This is a genomic window from Thioclava sp. F34-6, assembly GCF_002213235.1.
Taxonomy (GTDB): domain Bacteria; phylum Pseudomonadota; class Alphaproteobacteria; order Rhodobacterales; family Rhodobacteraceae; genus Thioclava; species Thioclava nitratireducens.
The window spans coordinates 439,102-456,634 of sequence record NZ_NBOA01000003.1 but is presented as its reverse complement, the minus strand read 5'-3'; the positions used below and the strand labels follow the sequence as shown (position 1 = coordinate 456,634).

The window sequence follows — 17,533 nt, the reverse complement described above, 5'->3', positions numbered from 1 at the left end:
GCGCGATGTGCCCGCATCACAGGCCCGGTCACTGACCTCCCGCGGGTCTCGCCGCTTCCCCGCAGCGCTCCTTAGGGAAAGCCCCATCAAAAAAAGCGCCGCGCGAACAACCGCGCGGCGCTTTGTCTGTCAATCGCAGCGAGGCGCGATCAGACGGTCGCAAGCTCTTCTTTCACCAGCTTCTCGATTTCGTCGCGGGGGTGATTGGTCAGCGTCTTGTCGATCTCGGCCACCACGACGTCGGCGACTTCCTTGTGCAGCGCGTGACGGATTCCCCCCAGAACACGGGGTGCCGCGACGATCACCAGCCGCTCGATCCGACCCTTGTGGACCATCTTGTAAAGATGTTCGGCCAGATCGTCAGCGAAGCGCATCTTCGCCAGTTCGTGCCAGTCCGTCTCCTGAAAAGCCGAGCGCTGGCCGGGGCCGTCATCAGCCATCCGACCCGGGCTGTCGGTGCCCTGCTCGTGATCGGGCGGGTTGTCCTGCTCGTCGACGCGCCGCACGACGAGGTTCGGATCCTCGTCATCCATCATGTTTTCCAGAAACAGCGCCTTCTCGCCATCCGCGATGACGACCCAAGTACCCTTGGAGAGTTTCTTCATCACATCTTCTCCTTTTCGCCGCTATCTCGCTCGTCGCCACCGAGCGGGCGCGTCGTGCCTGCGGAGGTTTCGTCGAGCTGCTTCTTCTCATCGCGGGTGCCGACCTTGCGGTTCAGGTTCCCGCCCGAGCTGCCTTGCCCTTCCGGCGTCTCGATATTCTCGGGCTTCTCGCCGAGGACCTCTTCGGTTTCGCGCTTGCCGTCATTGGAGCGAATGCGTTCAGCCATCGTATCCTCCTCTTGGTTACGGGTTTCTGTCAAGAAAACCGATCCGGCGGCGTCGCGGTTCCTGCTTAGCGGTCTTTCCGTCCCGGCAATCGCCCCGGCACACAAACGTGCTCACAAACGGGCGTCCTGAAGCGCGCAAAGAAAAAGGGCGCCCCACGGGACGCCCTTCCAATTCGCTCGTTTCGCGGAGATTACATGCGCGAAGCGACGTTTTCCCAGTTCACCAGCTTGTCGAGGAAGTTCGACAGATAGGCCGGGCGCTTGTTGCGGAAGTCGATGTAATAGGAGTGCTCCCACACGTCGCAGCCCAGAAGCGCGGTCTGGCCGAAGCACAGCGGGTTCACGCCGTTCTCGGTCTTGGTCACTTTCAGCGAACCGTCGCTGTCCTTCACGAGCCATGCCCAGCCCGAGCCGAACTGGCCAGCGCCCGCGGCAGCGAAGTCCTCCTTGAACTTGTCGACCGAGCCGAAGCTTTCGGTCAGCGCCTTTTCCAGCTCGCTCGGCATGGCCGAGTTGCCCGGACCCATCATTTCCCAGAACTGGGTGTGGTTCCAGTGCTGCGAGGCGTTGTTGAAGATGCCGTTCTGCGCGACGGCGTTCGGCTGATAGGTGCCTTTCACGATCTCTTCGACCGACTTGCCTTCCCATTCGGTACCGGCAATCGCCTTGTTGCCGTTATCGACATAGGCCTTGTGGTGAATGTCGTGGTGATATTCGAGGGTCTCCTTCGACATGCCGAGATCCGCGAGTGCGTCGTGGGCATAGGGAAGATCGGGAAGTTCAAAAGCCATGATGTCCTCTCTTGAGTTCGAAGGTTCGTACGTCAAACACTAAAGAAGCGCTGGAAGTTCCGAGGTCAAGACGTTTCCGCGGCGAACATCCGACGGTTGTGCTCAGGTTTTCCGCCGCAGCGAGAGCGCGATGCCGCCGATCACCAGCGCCGCGGCCAGCCAGAAGCGCGCCGACGGGATTTCGGCCAGAAGCACCGCCCCGCCCAGCGCCGCGATCAGAGGCACGGAAAGTTGTGCGATCGCGGCGAGGCTCGCAGGGATTTGCGGCAGCACGCGATACCACAGCGCATAGCCCAGCCCCGAGGTCACAGCACCCGAGAGGATCGCGGGCGCCCAGCCCCAGCTTGCGCCCTGCCCCCAGTCGCCCGCGCCGAGCATCCAGATCAGCGCCAGCGGTGTGGCCAGCGCGAAGTTAAGCGCGGTCGCGACCAGCGGATCGCGCGTGCGCCGCCCGTTGAGCGAATAGAGCCCCCATCCGATCCCGGCGAGCGCCATCATCGCGAAACCGCGCGGATCGATATGGGCGTCGCCCGAGGCGGGCAGGAGCAGGACCATAAGCCCTGCGAAGGCCAGCCCCGCCCCGATCCAGCGCCAGAGCGAGATCGCCTCGCGCAGCCACAGCGCCCCCGCGAACATGGTGATCTGCACCATCCCGAACAGCGTCAGCGCGCCGACGCCAGCGTCGATCAGCCCGCTCGCGATGGAAAACCCGAAGATATAGAGCGCGAGCGTCGCGACCCCGGCGCTCAGAACCGCCCTTGGCAGACGCAGGCCCCGCACTCCTTTCGCCCGCATCGCGAGAAGCAGCAGAACAAGCGCCCCCGAGGCGAGCCGCACGAAGCCCGTCGCAGCGGGCCCCCAGCCAGCATCATGCACCGCCATCCGGTTGAGCACCGAATTGGCCGCGAAAGCGATCATGACGAGAGCGGTGAGAGCGAAAAGGCGCATGCCGCCAGAATGGCGCGGAATGCGCCGATGTCCATCGGGCTTTCCGACGAAATGAAATGACCCGGAGCATGTACCCCGGGTCGATCCAAACAAGCGAGCGCGGCGCGTCCAGCGGCGCGACCGCTCAGTCGCGAGTGTACATGCCCTCGTAGATCGGGACGAGCGTGTCTGTCTCGAAGAGCGAGGACACCGAGGTGCCCGACCAGGTGTTCAGGATCGCTTGTGCGAACATCGGCGCGGTCGGCACGATGCGGATATTCGGGCAGGCTTTCACGGCCTCGGTCGGCTCGATCGAGTCGGTGATGACCAGCGTCTTCAGTGCCGAATTGGTCACCCGCTCGACCGCCGGGCCCGACAGCACGCCGTGCGAGATATAGGCGTGAACCTCGGTCGCGCCGTGCTCGATCAGCAGGTCGGCGGCCTTGCACAGCGTGCCTGCCGTGTCGACCATGTCGTCGACGATGATGCATTTCTGGCCCTTCACGTCGCCGATCACGGTCATTCCCGCGACCTCGCCCGCCTTTTCGCGGCGCTTGTCGACGATGGAGAGCGGCGCGTCGATCCGTTTGGCCAGCTCACGGGCGCGGGCCACGCCTCCCACGTCGGGCGAGACGACCATGATATCGTCGGTCTGGCCCTTGAAGTTGTGCAGGATATCGAGCGCGAAGACCGGCGAGGCGTAGAGGTTGTCCACCGGAATATCGAAGAAGCCCTGGATCTGGGCTGCGTGCAGGTCGAGCGTCAGGATGCGGTCAACGCCCGCTTCGGTCAGCAGGTTCGCGACCAACTTGGCCGAGATCGGCGTGCGGGCCTTGGTGCGGCGGTCCTGACGGGCATAGCCGAAATAGGGGATCACGGCGGTGATGCGATCTGCCGAGGAGCGTTTGAGCGCGTCGGTGATGATCAGCAGCTCCATCAGGTTGTCATTGGCCGGGTTCGAGGTCGGCTGAATGATGAACATATCCTCGCCGCGCACGTTCTCGAAAACCTCGACGAAAATCTCGCCGTCGTTGAAACGCTCGACCCGCGCATCCACCAAACCGACGGACATGCCGCGATGCATCGACATGCGGCGCGCGATCGATTGCGCGAGCGGTTTGTTGGAATTTCCGGAGATGAGCTTCGGTTCGGTGACGACGGACATGGGCCAGTTCCTTCGTGACGCCGGGCAGCCCCGGCGGGATTCGCTTGATTGCGCCTGCCTTAGCACCGGGGTAGCGTGGCGGCAATTTCGACTGTCAAGAAAGTGTTATGAATGGCACGGATCGACTACTATTTCGGCACGTTCAGCCCGTGGGCCTATCTCGGCGGCCCGCGATTCGAAGAGATCGCGGCGCGTCACGGCGCTGACGTGACTTACAAACCGCTCGACCTTCTGGGCCTGTTCGACCGCACCGGCGGCGTGCGCCCGGCGCAGCGTCACCAGAGCCGGATGGAATACCGGATGCAAGAGCTCAAGCGCTGGTCGAAGCGGCTCGGGATGGAGATGAACTACACGCCTCCCGGCTATCCGCCGAACCCCGCACCGTCGTCTTATGCGATCATCGCGGCGCAGAAAGCGGGCGGCGGCGATGTCGGCGGGCTGGTCAACGCGATCCTGCGCGCCTGCTGGGCGGAGGACAAGGACATCGCCTCGGACGAGGTGATCCGCGAGGCGCTGGAAGCCAACGGTTTCGACGGCAATCTGGCGACCGCCGGCCTCTTCGACGGCGCGGTCACCTACGAGAAGAACCTCGAGGACGCGGTCGAGGCCGGCGTGTTCGGCTCGCCCTTCTATATCGTCACCGACACCGATGAGCGGTTCTGGGGGCAGGATCACCTGGAGTTGCTCGACGACTACCTGGGGACGCTCTGAATGCCGCGCGACCAACGACAAGGGGCCGAAGTCTTCTGGCAGAGCTTCGGTCAGGGCGAACGTCCGGCTATCGCGATCCATTGCACGCTCGGCAGTTCGAACCTCTGGGCGAAGGCGCTGATGCCGTTGGGCCAGCAGATCACGGCGACCGCCTTCGATCAGCCGAGCCACGGGCAATCCGCACCCTGGCGCGGCGATGCGAGCGAGCCCGGGAGCTTCCAGACGCAGGTGACACGGATCGCTGCAAGCTTCATTGAGCGCCCTGTCGATCTGATCGGGCATAGTTTCGGCGCCTCGGTTGCGCTGCGCATCGCGGTCGGCGCGCCAGAGGCCGTCCGCTCGCTGACGCTGATCGAGCCGGTGCTGTTCGCGGCGCTGCCCGAGGACGACCCGGATTGGCAGGACCTGCGCGCCAAGCAGGATCACTTCGAGCAATTGATGGAAGCGGGCGATTACGAGCCGGCCGCACGCGGCTTCATGCGTGACTGGGGCACCGGCCAGCCGTGGGACAGCTATACCGAAACGCAGCGCGAACGTTTCACCGCGTGCATGCCGATGGTCGAGAATATCTCTCGCGCCAATTTCGCGGATCCGGCACAGATAGCACGGCCCGACGGGATCGAGCAGATCGACGCGCCCGCAATGATCATCCATGGCGACCGCTCGCCGCCGACGATGCCGAAAGTGGCCGAGGCGATTGCCGCGCGCCTGCCCGATGTGGGCGTCGCCTGCGTCGAGGGCGCGGGCCATATGCTGCCAGCCACTCATCCCGAACAATGCGCGAGCCTGATCGCCGCCAATCTGGAACGCAGCTGACCTCATGGCCAAGCAATCCGCGATCTTCCGCTGCGCCGAGTGCGGCGCGACGCATGCCAAATGGTCCGGGCGTTGCGACGCCTGTGGCGCATGGAACTCCATCCACGAGGAAGCCCCGATCTCGACCACGCCCGGCTCCGGGATGAAAGGCGCTAAGGGCAAGGTGATCCCGCTCACCGCGCTCGACACCAAGGAAACCCCGCCCGCCCGCGTGAAATCGGGCATGGAGGAGTTGGACAGGGTTCTGGGCGGCGGTCTCGTGGCGGCTTCGGCGGTGCTCGTGGGTGGCGATCCGGGCATCGGGAAATCGACGCTTCTGCTGCAGGCGACCGCCAGCTTCGCCCGCAAGGGCGTGAAGGCACTCTATATCTCGGGAGAGGAAGCGGCGAGCCAGGTGCGGATGCGCGCGCAACGGTTGGGCCTTGCGGACGCGCCGGTCGGGCTGGGCGCTGAAACCTCGCTTCGCGACATCCTGACGACGCTGGAAGTCGAGCGCCCCGACCTCGTCATCATCGATTCGATCCAGACCATGTGGTCGGACAATGTCGACAGTGCACCGGGTTCGGTAAGCCAGCTGCGCGCCGCCGCACACGAATTGGTGAGCTTCGCAAAAAAGCGCGGCACCGCCGTCATCCTCGTGGGTCACGTCACCAAGGAAGGCCAGATCGCGGGCCCGCGCGTGATCGAGCACATGGTCGACACGGTGCTCTATTTCGAGGGCGAGCGCGGCCACCAGTTCCGCATCCTGCGCGCGGTGAAGAACCGCTTCGGCCCGGCCTCCGAGATCGGTGTCTTCGAGATGACCGGGGCGGGTCTGGCCGAGGTCGCCAACCCCTCGGCGCTGTTCCTGTCGGAGCGCGGCCAACCCGCGCCGGGATCGGCGGTTTTCGCAGGAATAGAAGGCACGCGACCGGTGCTGACGGAGATTCAAGCGCTGGTTGCACCCTCCACGCTTGCTTCGCCCCGTCGTACCGTAGTCGGGCTCGACAGCGGGCGGATCTCGACCATTCTCGCGGTGCTGGAATCGCGATGCGGCATCCCCTTCGCGGGGCTCGACGTGTTCCTGAATGTCGCGGGCGGGATGAGGGTGGTTGAGCCCGCAGCCGACCTCGCCGCGGCCGCCGCGCTTCTCAGTGCGCGCGAAGATGTGGCGCTTCCAGCGGACATGGTGATTTTCGGGGAAATCAGCCTGTCGGGTGCGCTGCGTCCCGTGGGTCAAGCGGAAAACAGGTTGAAAGAAGCGGCGAAACTTGGTTTTTCACAATCGATCGCACCCTCGGGAACGAAAGCCGAAGGGTCGAGCGGGATGTCCCTGCGCAAGCTGGGCGATCTCGTGACTTTTACCGGGGAGATGTTCGGCGCCGGATAACGCCGAGAACACAGGAGCGAAAATGGACGGGTTCACCATTGTCGATGCCATCGTGGCGGTCGTCATCATTCTTTCGGCGATCCTCGCCTATTCGCGGGGCTTCGTGCGTGAGGCGCTGGCCATCGTCGGCTGGATCGCGGCGGCGATCGTCGCTTACATTTTCGCCAACGAGGCGCGCCCTCTGGTGCAGCAGATCCCCGGCCTCGACAAGTTCATCGGCCAAAGCTGCGAGCTGGGCATGATCGGCGGCTTCGCGGTGGTCTTCGCCGTGGCGCTCGTCGTGTTCTCGATCCTGACGCCCTTGTTCGCCTCCGCCGTGCAACGCTCGGCCCTTGGCGGGATCGACCAGGGGCTTGGCTTCCTGTTCGGCGTGGTGCGCGGCGTGATCCTCGTCGCGGTGGCCTTCGTGGTCTACGACCGCGTGATGAGCAACGACCCCGTGCCAGTGGTCGACGACTCGCGCTCGGCCAAGGTGTTCTCGCGCGCCTCCGGACAGCTCGACGAATCGATGCCCGCCGATGCGCCCGGCTGGATCGTGCAACGCTACGAGCAACTCGTAGCCGCCTGCCCCGCGCCTCCGGGTGCCGATGCCCCGGCCCGGACGGACGAATTGCCCCCGGCAACGGCGAATTGATGACAGCCACATGACGGTTTTTGCAGGCGCGAGGGGTTAACACCTCTCGCGTTTGCATATAAATGAGCGCAAGCGCCCTCCCCTTGCGTCATACGGAGCTGATGCCATGTCCTGCCCCGCCGCCCAGAAGACCCACTTCGCCCATCCTTTCGACGACGACAAGCTCAAGGAAGAATGCGGCGTCTTTGGTGTGGTCGGCATTTCCGACGCCGCGAATTTCGTGGCTCTTGGTCTGCACGCCCTGCAACACCGCGGTCAGGAAGCGGGCGGTATCGTCGCGCATGATGCCGCAACCGGCTTCAATTCCGCTCACCGCTTCGGCTACGTCCGGGACAATTTCACCAAGTCGAGCCTGATGGAAACGCTGCCGGGCGATATCGCCATCGGCCATGTGCGTTACTCCACCGCAGGCTCCAAGGGGGCGGTGATCCGCGACATTCAACCCTTCTTCGGCGAGTTCTCGATGGGTGGCTGCGCGGTCGCGCATAACGGCAACCTCACCAATGCCGACGCGCTGCGCCGCGAACTGATCGAGCGCGGCGCGATCTTCCAGTCGTCGTCCGACAGCGAATGCATCATCCACTTGATGGCGCGCTCGATCCAGCGCAAGCACGCCGACCGGATCGCCGACGCGCTGCGCCGCGTGGAAGGCGCGTTCTCCATCGTCGCGATGACGCGCACCAAGCTGATCGGTGTGCGCGACCCGCTGGGCGTGCGCCCGTTGGTGCTGGGGAAGCTCGGCGAACATGGCTATGTGCTCAGTTCCGAGACCTGTGCGCTCGACATCATCGGCGCGGAATTCGTCCGCGAGATCGATCCGGGCGAGATGGTGGTCATTCAGGACGGCCATATCGAAAGCTCGCGTCCCTTCGGCCCCTCGACCGGGCGCTTCTGCATCTTCGAGCATGTCTATTTCTCGCGCCCCGACAGCATGATCGGCGGGCGCTCGGTCTACGAGACCCGTCGCGCCATCGGCGTCGAGCTGGCCCGCGAAGCCCCGGTCGAGGCCGATCTGGTCTGCCCCGTGCCCGACAGCGGCACCCCCGCCGCGATCGGCTACAGTCAGGAAAGCGGCATCCCCTTCGCGCTCGGGATTACGCGCAACCAGTATATGGGCCGCACATTCATCGAACCGACCGAGCAGATCCGCAACATGGGTGTGCGCCTCAAGTTGAACGTCAACAAGTCGCTCATTCGCGGCAAGCGGGTGGTCCTTGTCGACGACTCGGTCGTGCGCGGCACCACCTCGCGCAAGATCAAGGACATGATCCTCGATGCGGGCGCGAAATCGGTGCATTTCCGGATCGCCTCGCCGCCGACCGCATGGCCGTGCTTCTACGGCGTCGACACGCCGAACCGCGACAAGCTGCTGGCGGCGCAGATGACCGAGGAAGAGATGCGCGAATGGGTCGGCGTGGACAGCCTCAAGTTCATCTCGCTCGACGGGCTGTATCGCGCGGTGGGCGAGGCCAAGGGCCGCGACAATTCCTGCCCGCAATATTGCGATGCCTGCTTCTCCGGCGAGTATCCGATCACGCCTTCGGATCAGCTGGAAAAGGGTTTCGAGATGAAGGCGGCCGAGTAAGCGCGCGGCGCTTTCCGTTCGTCTGATACGATTTCTTCAGGGCCGCCGCGCGTATCGCGTTGCGGCCCTCAGTCTTCCTGACAGGCGCGGAACAGCGGTTGCGCCTCGCCATCCTCGGCGATCCAGTCGAGCATCGCGCCGTGGCCCTTTGTCCACCACACATAACCCGCCTCGCCCTCGCCATCCTCGGCGTATCTAGCGCCGTCGGCAGAGCGGATATGGCTCATCACGACAAGCCGTCCCTGCAGGAACAGGGCGACGCGCTGGGGATCGGTGTCGTTGATGTAGGCCGCGTGCACTTCCGCGCCGCGCTCGCAATGATAGGTGACGGTCACCACCGGCTCTACCGTATCGCCGGTCGTCGGGTTGAGCGGCTCAAGCCGCTCGACGGGCGTGTCGTGTTGCCCCGATGGCGCCGCCGCATCCTGCGCCTCCACCGGCCCCGTCAGTGCGGCGCCCGCGAGCAGCGCGCCAAATAGAGTACGTCTCACGCGTCGTCCTCGACCCGGTCGGCGAGCGACTCCGCGCGTGCGGCGATCTCGGCCAGCGTCTCGGTCACTTCGGGCGGCAGGATCGGCACTTCGACATGGGCCGGGTTCGACTGCAATTCGTCGATCTTCGCCTGCAATTCGCCAAGACGGTTTATCGCGTCGCGCAGCTGATCCTCGATGCCCGCAGCCTTGTCGGCCAGCATCAGCCCCGACATCAAGAGCATCCGGTTCTCGGGCACGCGCCCGATCTGGCCCAGAAGCACCTGCGCCTCGCTGTCGAGCATCCCGGCGGCCGAGCGCAGGAAATGTTCTTCACCCTCTTGGCAGGCGACCTGAAAATCGCGGCCGCCGACGGAAATCGTCACCTCAGGCATCGGTCCCCTCCTCGCGGTTCGCCGCTTCGATGATCGGGTCGAGACCCGCGATGATCTGCTCAAGCTCGGCGCTTTCGCCGTCGCGCGCGGCGCGCAGGCTTTGCAACTCGGCCATCAGCGCCTCGTCGGAGAAGGCCACGCCCTCGTCCATCAGCTTGCGATTGGCGGCGACCAGCGCCGCGTTGGCTTGCTTGAGGGCAGCGACCTCCTTGAAGGCAGATTCCTGCGCCCGGACGGCGGCTCCGTATTTGCGCTCCATCGCGCCCAGCGTGGTGTCCTGTTTCTCGCGGATCGCGCGGACGCGTTCGGAGAGTTGTGCGTTCGCTTCCTGCTCCGCGGCGAGCGCGGCTTTCAGTTCGGCCACCTCCGCCGGATCTGCGACAACTTCGGGCGGCGGCTCCGGTACCGGGGGCAGTTCCGCCTCGGCGGCCTCCGGCTCGGTTTGCTGCGCTGCGGATTGCGCTGCCTTGGCCTGCATTGCCTCGCGCTGCTTGAGCGCTTCGACCCCGCGCCCGATCCGTTCGAGCGCGAAAGCGATGCGGCGTTCGTATTCGGCGATATCACTCATGCACGCCTCCTCGTCCTCATGTTTTTCGCTTGCCATGGCCGAATCGCGGCCCGGCTGCGGATTTCGATCAGTCTAACCCTTTGCGACAGGGCAAGCCCACCCTTTTGCCCCAAGCACTTGTGGGCCACGCTTGATCTTGGGCCGATCCCTGCTATCAGGGGCGCGGACCCATCCAACTGCTGCCCCGCGAAAGGACGTTTCATGGAAATCGAAGAGCTGCGCGCCGCCCATCCTGAGCATTGGAAACTTGCCTCCGCGATCCGCGCATTGGCGATGGATGCGGTGCAGGCCGCCAATTCCGGTCACCCCGGCATGCCGATGGGTATGGCCGACGTGGCGACCGTTCTGTTCCAGAACCACCTGAAATTCGACGTGAAGAACCCGAAATGGGCTGACCGCGACCGCTTCATCCTTTCGGCCGGCCACGGCTCGATGCTGATCTATTCGCTGCTCTATCTCTGCGGCGATGAGCAGGTCACGCTCGACCAGATCAAGAACTTCCGCCAGTCGGGCGCGCTGACCGCGGGCCACCCCGAGAATTTCCTGCTCGACGCGGTGGAAACCACCACCGGGCCGCTCGGCCAGGGCCTCGCGACCTCGGTCGGCATGGCCATCGCCGAAGAGGCGTTGCGCGCGCAATGGGGCAAGAAGCTCGTCGATCACCGGACCTGGGTCATCGCAGGCGACGGCTGCCTGATGGAAGGCATCAGCCAGGAGGCCATCGGCCTTGCCGGGATGCAGGAACTGTCGAACCTGATCGTGCTGTGGGACAACAACGACATCACCATCGACGGCCGCGTGTCGATGTCGGACAAGACCGACCAGCGCAAGCGCTTCGAGGCGTCGGGCTGGACTGTCTTCGCCTGTGACGGCCACGATCCGGTTGCCATCGATGAGGCGCTGACCAAGGCGAAGCAAGCCAAGGGTCCGGTTCTGGTCGACTGCAAGACCATCATCGGCTTCGGCGCCCCCACCAAGGCCGACAGCTACTCCGCCCACGGCTCGCCGCTGGGCGACGAGGAGATCGCGCGCACCAAGGCGATCTACGGTTGGGATCACGGTCCGTTCGAAATCCCCGCCGACGTGAAGTCGCAATGGGAAGCGATCGGCACCCGCGGCGCAGCAGAGCGCGCCGAATGGGAGGAGCGCTTCGGCAAGCTCTCGGCGGCCAAGCAGGCCGAGTTCACGCGCATCATGGAAGGCGGCGTCTCGAAGAAGCTGACCGGCGCGATCCGCAAGTTCAAGAAGGAACAGGCCGAGGCCAAACCGAAGGTCGCGACCCGCAAGGCGTCCGAAATGGTTCTGGGCGTGATCAACGCCGCCTGCCCCGAGACCATCGGCGGCTCGGCCGACCTCACCGGCTCGAACCTCACGAAGTCGAAGGACATGACGGTCTTCAACGCGGAGAACCGCAAGGGTCGCTACATCCACTACGGCATCCGCGAGCATGGCATGGCCGCCGCGATGAACGGTCAGTGGCTGCATGGCGGCGTGCGCCCTTATGGCGGCACGTTCTTCTGCTTCACCGACTACGCGCGCGGCGCGATGCGTCTCTCGGCTCTGATGAAAGTGCCGACCGTCTATGTCATGACCCATGACTCGATCGGTCTGGGCGAAGATGGCCCGACGCACCAGCCGGTCGAGCATCTCGCGATTTGCCGCGCGACGCCGAACACGCTGACCTTCCGCCCCGCCGATGTCATCGAGACCGCCGAGGCGTGGGAAATCGCGATGAACCAGGAGGGCACCCCCTCCGTTCTGGCGCTGTCGCGTCAGGGTCTGCCGACGCTGCGCACCGAGTACAAGCCGCAGAACCTCACCGCGCGCGGCGCCTATGTTCTGGCCGAAGCCGATGGCAAGCGTCAGGTGATCCTGATGGCGACCGGCTCGGAAGTGGAAATCGCGCTGAAAGCTCGCGAGATGCTGCAGAAGGAAGCAATCGGTACCCGTGTCGTCTCGATGCCCTGCATGGAGCTGTTCGCCGAGCAGGACGAGGCCTACCGCAAGCGCGTGCTGCCGCCGAACTCGGTCCGCGTGGCGGTCGAGGCCGCCGTGCGCCAGCCGTGGGACCGCTGGCTTCTGGGCGAGCGTGGCCGCGAGGCGAAAGCCGGTTTCGTGGGCATGGAGGGCTTCGGCGCCTCCGCCCCGGCAGGCGAGCTTTACGAGAAGTTCGGGATCACCCCCGAGGCCGTGGCCGAGAAGGTCAAGAGCCTCCTCTGATGGCTCTGCCCGGGTTGAAAGCGACAGCGAGGGGGCCCGGCGTGGCCCCCTCTTTACTTCCCGAGGGCGATCGCCCCGGGATGGGGATCGCGCTGATGCTCGGCGCGTTCTCGATGCTGACTCTGATGGACGCTTTCGCGAAACTTCTCGGGCAAGGTTACCACCCGCTTCTGATCGTCTGGGCGCGCTTCGCGGTGAATGCCGCCGTGCTGGCGGTCATCTATCGCGGCAGCCTGCCGCGCAGGCTCCGCAGCGCACAGCCGAAGTTCCAACTGGGCCGGGCCTTGTTCCAGATGGGTGCGATCGTTTCGTTCTTCTACGCGCTGAAACATGTCCCGCTGGCCACCGCGACCGCGCTTGGCGATCTGAACCCCGTGATCGTGACGCTCGGCGCCGCCCTGTTTCTGGGCGAGCGGCTGGGCCCACACCGCATCTTCGGCATCGCGGCCGCGTTCATCGGCGCGATGATCATCCTGCGCCCGGGTTTCGCGGGCTTTCATCCGGCAGCACTGTTGGCGCTACTCGCCGCCTTCAGCTTCGCGGGCGCGGTGCTGCTGACGCGCTACCTGCGCGGCGATAGCGCGGCCACCTCGCAGCTCTGGTCCGCCTATACCGGGCTTGCGCTTTCCTCGCTCGCCCTGCCCTTCATATGGCAGCCGATCGCGCTCTCCGATCTGTGGGTTTTCCTCGGCCTCGGGCTTGCGGGTAGCCTCTCGCAATTTCTGCTGATCCGCGCCTTCGCGCTGGCCGAGGCCTCGACGCTGGCACCGTTCGGCTATTCGGGTCTGCTGTTCGCGTCCTTCTGGGGCTGGTTGATGTTCGGACAGTTTCCCGACGGGTTCACGATCGCCGGGGCGCTTGTGATCGTGGGGGCTGGCCTCTATGTCTGGTCGCGTGAGCGCCGAGCTGCGCGCCAAGCCAGAGCCTGACACCCGACACGATGAAGTACCGCGAACCCACCTTGTCCGACCGCGTCTCGAATGCCCTTTTCGTGACGGTGATGCGGCTGGTCCAGCGGCTACCCTACGAGCGGCGCATCCCGGCGGCGGGGCGGATGGTGGCACGGCTCGCGCCGGTCCTTGGCTTCACCCGCAAAATCCGCGAGAATCTGGCGATCGCCTGTCCTGATCTGTCCGAGGACGAGATCAAGCGGCTGCAGCGCGAGATGCCCGACAATCTGGGCCGCATGTTGGCGGAGATCTATTCCGGCGAGGAATTCGTGTCCCGCGTGCGCGATCTGCCGATCGAAGGCCCCGGGGCCGAGACGCTGGAAGCCGCCCATCGCGAGGGGCGTCCGGTCGTTCTGGCTGCGGGCCATTTCGGCAATTACGACGCGTGGCGCGCGGCGCTTGCAGGGCGCGGCTACCGGGTCGGCGCGATCTACCGCCCGATGAACAACCCGCTCTTCAACGAACAATATGTCTCGACCATTTCCGCCATCGCCGAGCCGCTGTTCTCGCGCTCGCGCCGGGGTTTGGGCGACATGATAAAGTTCCTGCGCGATGGCGGGATGGTCGCCTTCGGCTTCGATCAGCATTTCAGCAAGGGCGCGGAATTGAGCTTCTTCGGCCTGCCCGCCTTCACACCTCTGTCTGCGGCGGAAATGGCGCTGAAGATGAAGGCCGATCTGGTGCCGATCTACGCGGTCCGCCAGCCCGACGGACTCAGCTTCAGGATCTATGCTGACAAGCCCGTGCCCCATACCGACCCCGAAACGATGACCCAGACCCTCAATGACGGGCTGGAGGAGATGATCCTCAAGCACATGGAGCAATGGCTCTGGATTCATCGCCGCTGGAAGGGGAAACGCAAATAAGAAAAGGCGCGCGAGATTTTCTCGCGCGCCTTTTTGGCCTCTCGGACCGGCTCAGTTGCCGCGCTGGATCCGCTCCATCAGCGCGCCGGTTTCTTCCGCCGGAAGTGCCGCGCGCAGCGCGAACCAGATCACGACCAGCGACCACACCGCGACGAGGGCCATCCCACCCCAGAAGTTCAGCACCCCCAGCGCGTGATCCGAAGTGCCGAGCGCGGTGATGATCCAGAGCCCGCCGAACCACAGCGCGAGCCAGCCGATATGGCGCCAGCCGAACTCGGAGGCGGATTTCTTCTGTACGGCGTGGAAGACGAGCGCGTAGACGGCGAAGCCCACGAGCAGCATCCCGAACAGGATCGAGTCGGTGTAGAACCCGGTCCAGTAGATCACGAGGTTCGAGGCAATGAAGGCCAGTGGTGCAAGGAACTCCGCCCCTTTCAGACGGAACGCACGCTCGGCATCGGGCTGCGAACGGCGCAGCACCATCAGCACGATCGGACCAAGGCCATAAGTCAGAACCGTGATCGAGCTGATATAGCCCACCAGCAATTGCCACGCCGGGAAGGGCAGCAGGAAGAAAACGCCCACGGCCCACATCACGGCAACCGCCAGCCACGGGACGCCGTGACGGGTGGTATGCGTCAGCGCACTCGGCCCGCTATCGGTATCGCCCACGGCATAGAGGATGCGCGAGCCGCCAGTGACGTAGATCAGCCCCGTCCCGCCGGGCGAGATATAGGCGTCCACGTAGAGGAGCAGCGCCAGCCAGCCCATGCCGAGCGTCGCGGCGAGACCGGCGAAGGGACCCGCGGAACCTTTGAAGCTCAGAGACGACCAGCCATTCGCCAGATCGCCCTTCGAGAGAGCCATGATGAAGGCCACTTGCAGCAGGATATAGACGATCGCGGCAAGAATGACCGAGCCGATCACCGCCATCGGGATATTGCGGCCGGGATTGGCGCTCTCGCCGCCCAAGTCGATCGCCGTGCGGAAGCCGAGGAACGAGAACACGATCCCTGCGGCCGGAATCGCGGTGAACATGCCTTGCGCCTTGTAGGTGCCCGGAGCCGCATGCCAGACACCCCAATGGGACGACGCCGCGATCAGGCCGACCACGGTGATCAGAGGCACCGCGATCTTCCACCACGTCACTGTATTGTTCACCTTCAGCAGCGCCTTGATCGCCAGCAAGTTCAGCAGCGCCAGAACGCTCAGGAGAAGCGCGGAGGTGATGAAGCCCACCAGCGTCAGCGTGCCAGTCCCGTCTCCGCGCAGAAAATAGGGCAGGTAATTGTTCGCATAGGTCACGATCCCCTCGGCCTCGACCGCAGGCACCGGCGCATAGCTGAGAAACAGCATCCAGCCCCAGAGCCTGCCCAAGGTCGCACCGTGGCTCGCGTGGCTCATATGGACCAGCGCGCCGGATTTGGAGAACATCGTGGAGAGTTCGGCGAAGCACAGCGCGATCAGCATGATGATCGCCGCCCCGACCACCCAGGACCAGACCGAGAGCGGCCCAGCGATTTTCGAGGCGTGATAGGCCCCGAAGAGCCAGCCAGAGCCGATCATCGACGTCGTGGAGGCGAAGAGCAGCCCGATGACCCCGGCGTCCCGCCGCAGCTTGCCTCCTCCCGCCATCGTTTCGGTTGATGCCATTGGTGAATCCCCTGTTTCTTATTGATCACAGGAGTTCAACTAGGGCGCGATCTCGCCAACCGGAGCGATTACACGGGCTTGTGGCGGAACGCGATCACGCGTGAAATCCGCAGTCAGCCTTAGCGCAGAAATTTCTGGGCGAGCTTCGCCATGCGTCCGCTGCGATAGGGCGGCATCAGCATCGCAAGCGGCGCGAAACGGTTCTCGAGCACGGGTTTGAGATGAGTGAATGCCTCGAAGCCCCAATGGCCATGCGCCGCACCCACGCCCGAATTGCCGATCCCGCCGAAGGGCAGGTTCTGGTGCAGGTAATGAACCAGCGCGACATTGATGCCCACCGCGCCGGAACTGGTTGCGCGGCGCAATCGGTCGATCAAGCCGCGGTCGCGCTCGAAGATGTAAAGGGCGAGCGGCTTCGGCCCGGCCTCGATCCGCGTCACCACATCCACCGCATCGTCGAAGGGAATGACCGGCAGGACGGGACCGAAAATCTCCTCCTGCTCGACCGTCATCGACGGATCGGTGCCCATCAGGACGGTCGGCGCGATATAGCGGCTCTGCGCCTCACCGGTTGCGCCGGTCAGCGCCTTTGCGCCCGCTGACTGCGCGCTCTCGATCATGCCCATGAGCCGGGCGAAATGATCCGGGTTGATGATCCGCGCGAGATCGCGCGTGGCCGCCTGCGCCTCTTCCGTCTTGCCATACATCCGCGCAATCGCGGCTTTCAGCTCGGCCAGGAACGGGGCTTCGATCTGCTTGGCGACATAGACGTGATCGGGGGCGATGCAGGTCTGACCGGCATTCGCGAACTTGCCCCAGGCGATCATCCGCGCGGCCTTTTTCAGGTCGGCGCCGGGGCCGACGATGACCGGGGATTTGCCGCCCAGCTCCAGCGTCACGGAGGTGAGATGCTTCGCCGCCGCCGCCATCACGATCTTGCCCACCCGCGGCGAGCCGGTGAAGAAAATATGATCGAAAGGTTGCTCTAGCAGTTCCTGACTGACCTCGACCCCGCCCTGCACCACACGCACGAGATCGGCAGGTAGCGCCTCGTCGACGATCTGCGCGATCACGGCGGCGCTGGCCGGGGCCAGCTCTGAGGGTTTGACGATCGCGGCACAGCCCGCCGCGATGGCCGAAACCAGCGGCCCGAGCGACAGCGCCAGCGGGTAGTTCCACGGCGCGATGATCAGCGCGGTGCCCTTCGGCTCCGGCACGATCCGCGCGCGGGTGCCCAACATCGCACGGGTCGGGCGCACCCGACGCACTTTCGTCCACGTTTTCAGATTGCGCAACGCGTGCGAAATCTCCGCCTGAACGGGCAGGATCTCGGTCAGGCGAATTTCGGCCTCGGGCTTGGCGAAATCCTCCGCCAGCGCTGCGAGGATCTCCGCCTCGCAATCATGGATCGCGCGCGAGAGCGCCTGCAGCGCCGCGCGCCGTTGCGCCGGATCGAAAGCCATGCGGCGCTGCGGGTTGCCCGCCGCTAGGTCGACGAAAATCTGCGACGGGGTCTTGAAACTGCGATGATCCATCGAGGCTCCTTTGTCGCGCATCTCACCGCGCGGGACGGGAATTGGC

The 17,533-nt window shown here is 64.8% G+C and carries 18 protein-coding genes; 8 read left to right on the top strand and 10 right to left on the bottom strand.

The annotated features are described in order from the left end of the window. Window positions 1–149 precede the first annotated feature (149 nt). The 5 genes from B6V72_RS08385 to B6V72_RS08365 all read right to left on the bottom strand — a co-directional run bounded on the left by B6V72_RS08385 (window position 150) and on the right by B6V72_RS08365 (window position 3,715). Window positions 150–605 (bottom strand): host attachment family protein, encoded by a 456-nt coding sequence (locus B6V72_RS08385; RefSeq protein ID WP_088735315.1) that lies wholly within the window; start codon window positions 603–605, stop codon window positions 150–152. Then, window positions 605–832: a hypothetical protein gene (locus B6V72_RS08380; protein WP_088719011.1), complete on the bottom strand. Its 228-nt coding sequence runs from the start codon at window positions 830–832 to the stop codon at window positions 605–607. The genes B6V72_RS08385 and B6V72_RS08380 overlap by 1 nt, the downstream gene beginning before the upstream one ends. Before the next feature lie 191 nt (window positions 833–1,023). Then, on the bottom strand, window positions 1,024–1,623 hold the full coding sequence (locus B6V72_RS08375) for a superoxide dismutase (RefSeq protein WP_075776074.1): 600 nt from the start codon (window positions 1,621–1,623) through the stop codon (window positions 1,024–1,026). 102 nt (window positions 1,624–1,725) lie between these two features. Then, window positions 1,726–2,571, bottom strand: a complete 846-nt coding sequence (locus B6V72_RS08370) for a DMT family transporter (RefSeq protein ID WP_088735314.1) — start codon at window positions 2,569–2,571, stop codon at window positions 1,726–1,728. 124 nt (window positions 2,572–2,695) lie between these two features. Further along, complete coding sequence (locus B6V72_RS08365) at window positions 2,696–3,715, bottom strand: ribose-phosphate pyrophosphokinase (protein WP_075776076.1); 1,020 nt, start codon at window positions 3,713–3,715, stop codon at window positions 2,696–2,698. A gap of 111 nt (window positions 3,716–3,826) precedes the next feature. Between B6V72_RS08365 and B6V72_RS08360 the strand changes: the two genes are divergently transcribed. From B6V72_RS08360 to purF, 5 genes are all read left to right on the top strand, one after another. Then, window positions 3,827–4,426 carry a 2-hydroxychromene-2-carboxylate isomerase gene (locus B6V72_RS08360; protein ID WP_088735313.1) on the top strand — a complete coding sequence of 200 codons (600 nt, stop codon included), beginning with the start codon at window positions 3,827–3,829 and terminating at the stop codon, window positions 4,424–4,426. Further along, window positions 4,427–5,242, top strand: coding sequence for an alpha/beta hydrolase (locus B6V72_RS08355; protein ID WP_075776078.1), 816 nt, complete (start codon window positions 4,427–4,429; stop codon window positions 5,240–5,242). Window positions 5,243–5,246: 4 nt separating this feature from the next. Then, window positions 5,247–6,611 carry a DNA repair protein RadA gene (gene radA, locus B6V72_RS08350; RefSeq protein ID WP_088735312.1) on the top strand — a complete coding sequence of 455 codons (1,365 nt, stop codon included), beginning with the start codon at window positions 5,247–5,249 and terminating at the stop codon, window positions 6,609–6,611. Window positions 6,612–6,633: 22 nt separating this feature from the next. Then, entirely contained in the window at window positions 6,634–7,245 is a 612-nt protein-coding gene (locus B6V72_RS08345; RefSeq protein ID WP_075776080.1) for a CvpA family protein, read from the top strand. 106 nt (window positions 7,246–7,351) lie between these two features. Next, window positions 7,352–8,830 (top strand): amidophosphoribosyltransferase, encoded by a 1,479-nt coding sequence (purF, locus tag B6V72_RS08340; protein WP_075776081.1) that lies wholly within the window; start codon window positions 7,352–7,354, stop codon window positions 8,828–8,830. A gap of 68 nt (window positions 8,831–8,898) precedes the next feature. Here purF and B6V72_RS08335 read toward each other — a convergent pair whose 3' ends face one another. From B6V72_RS08335 to B6V72_RS08325, 3 genes are read right to left on the bottom strand one after another with little or no spacing between them, the layout of a single operon-like run. Beyond that, window positions 8,899–9,321 carry an MliC family protein gene (locus B6V72_RS08335; RefSeq protein WP_088721887.1) on the bottom strand — a complete coding sequence of 141 codons (423 nt, stop codon included), beginning with the start codon at window positions 9,319–9,321 and terminating at the stop codon, window positions 8,899–8,901. Next, a complete protein-coding gene (locus B6V72_RS08330; RefSeq protein ID WP_088735311.1) occupies window positions 9,318–9,695 on the bottom strand; it encodes a cell division protein ZapA in 378 nt (125 codons plus the stop codon). The genes B6V72_RS08335 and B6V72_RS08330 overlap by 4 nt, the downstream gene beginning before the upstream one ends. Continuing rightward, the gene (locus B6V72_RS08325; RefSeq protein ID WP_088719018.1) at window positions 9,688–10,263 is read right to left on the bottom strand and encodes a hypothetical protein; all 576 of its coding nucleotides are present in this window, start codon (window positions 10,261–10,263) and stop codon (window positions 9,688–9,690) included. The genes B6V72_RS08330 and B6V72_RS08325 overlap by 8 nt, the downstream gene beginning before the upstream one ends. A gap of 201 nt (window positions 10,264–10,464) precedes the next feature. Between B6V72_RS08325 and tkt the strand changes: the two genes are divergently transcribed. From tkt to B6V72_RS08310, 3 genes are read left to right on the top strand one after another with little or no spacing between them, the layout of a single operon-like run. Then, window positions 10,465–12,483 carry a transketolase gene (gene tkt / locus B6V72_RS08320; RefSeq protein ID WP_088726976.1) on the top strand — a complete coding sequence of 673 codons (2,019 nt, stop codon included), beginning with the start codon at window positions 10,465–10,467 and terminating at the stop codon, window positions 12,481–12,483. Window positions 12,484–12,524: 41 nt separating this feature from the next. Further along, complete coding sequence (locus B6V72_RS08315; RefSeq protein WP_158275080.1) at window positions 12,525–13,412, top strand: DMT family transporter; 888 nt, start codon at window positions 12,525–12,527, stop codon at window positions 13,410–13,412. 11 nt (window positions 13,413–13,423) lie between these two features. Next, window positions 13,424–14,299 (top strand): lysophospholipid acyltransferase family protein, encoded by an 876-nt coding sequence (locus B6V72_RS08310; protein WP_088735310.1) that lies wholly within the window; start codon window positions 13,424–13,426, stop codon window positions 14,297–14,299. Between the two features lie 51 nt (window positions 14,300–14,350). Here the strand turns inward: B6V72_RS08310 and B6V72_RS08305 are convergent, their stop codons facing one another. Both B6V72_RS08305 and B6V72_RS08300 read right to left on the bottom strand, forming a co-directional pair. Next, window positions 14,351–15,952 carry an APC family permease gene (locus B6V72_RS08305; protein WP_088735309.1) on the bottom strand — a complete coding sequence of 534 codons (1,602 nt, stop codon included), beginning with the start codon at window positions 15,950–15,952 and terminating at the stop codon, window positions 14,351–14,353. A 119-nt stretch (window positions 15,953–16,071) separates the two neighbouring features. Next, window positions 16,072–17,487, bottom strand: a complete 1,416-nt coding sequence (locus B6V72_RS08300; RefSeq protein WP_088735308.1) for an aldehyde dehydrogenase family protein — start codon at window positions 17,485–17,487, stop codon at window positions 16,072–16,074. Window positions 17,488–17,533: the final 46 nt, after the last annotated feature.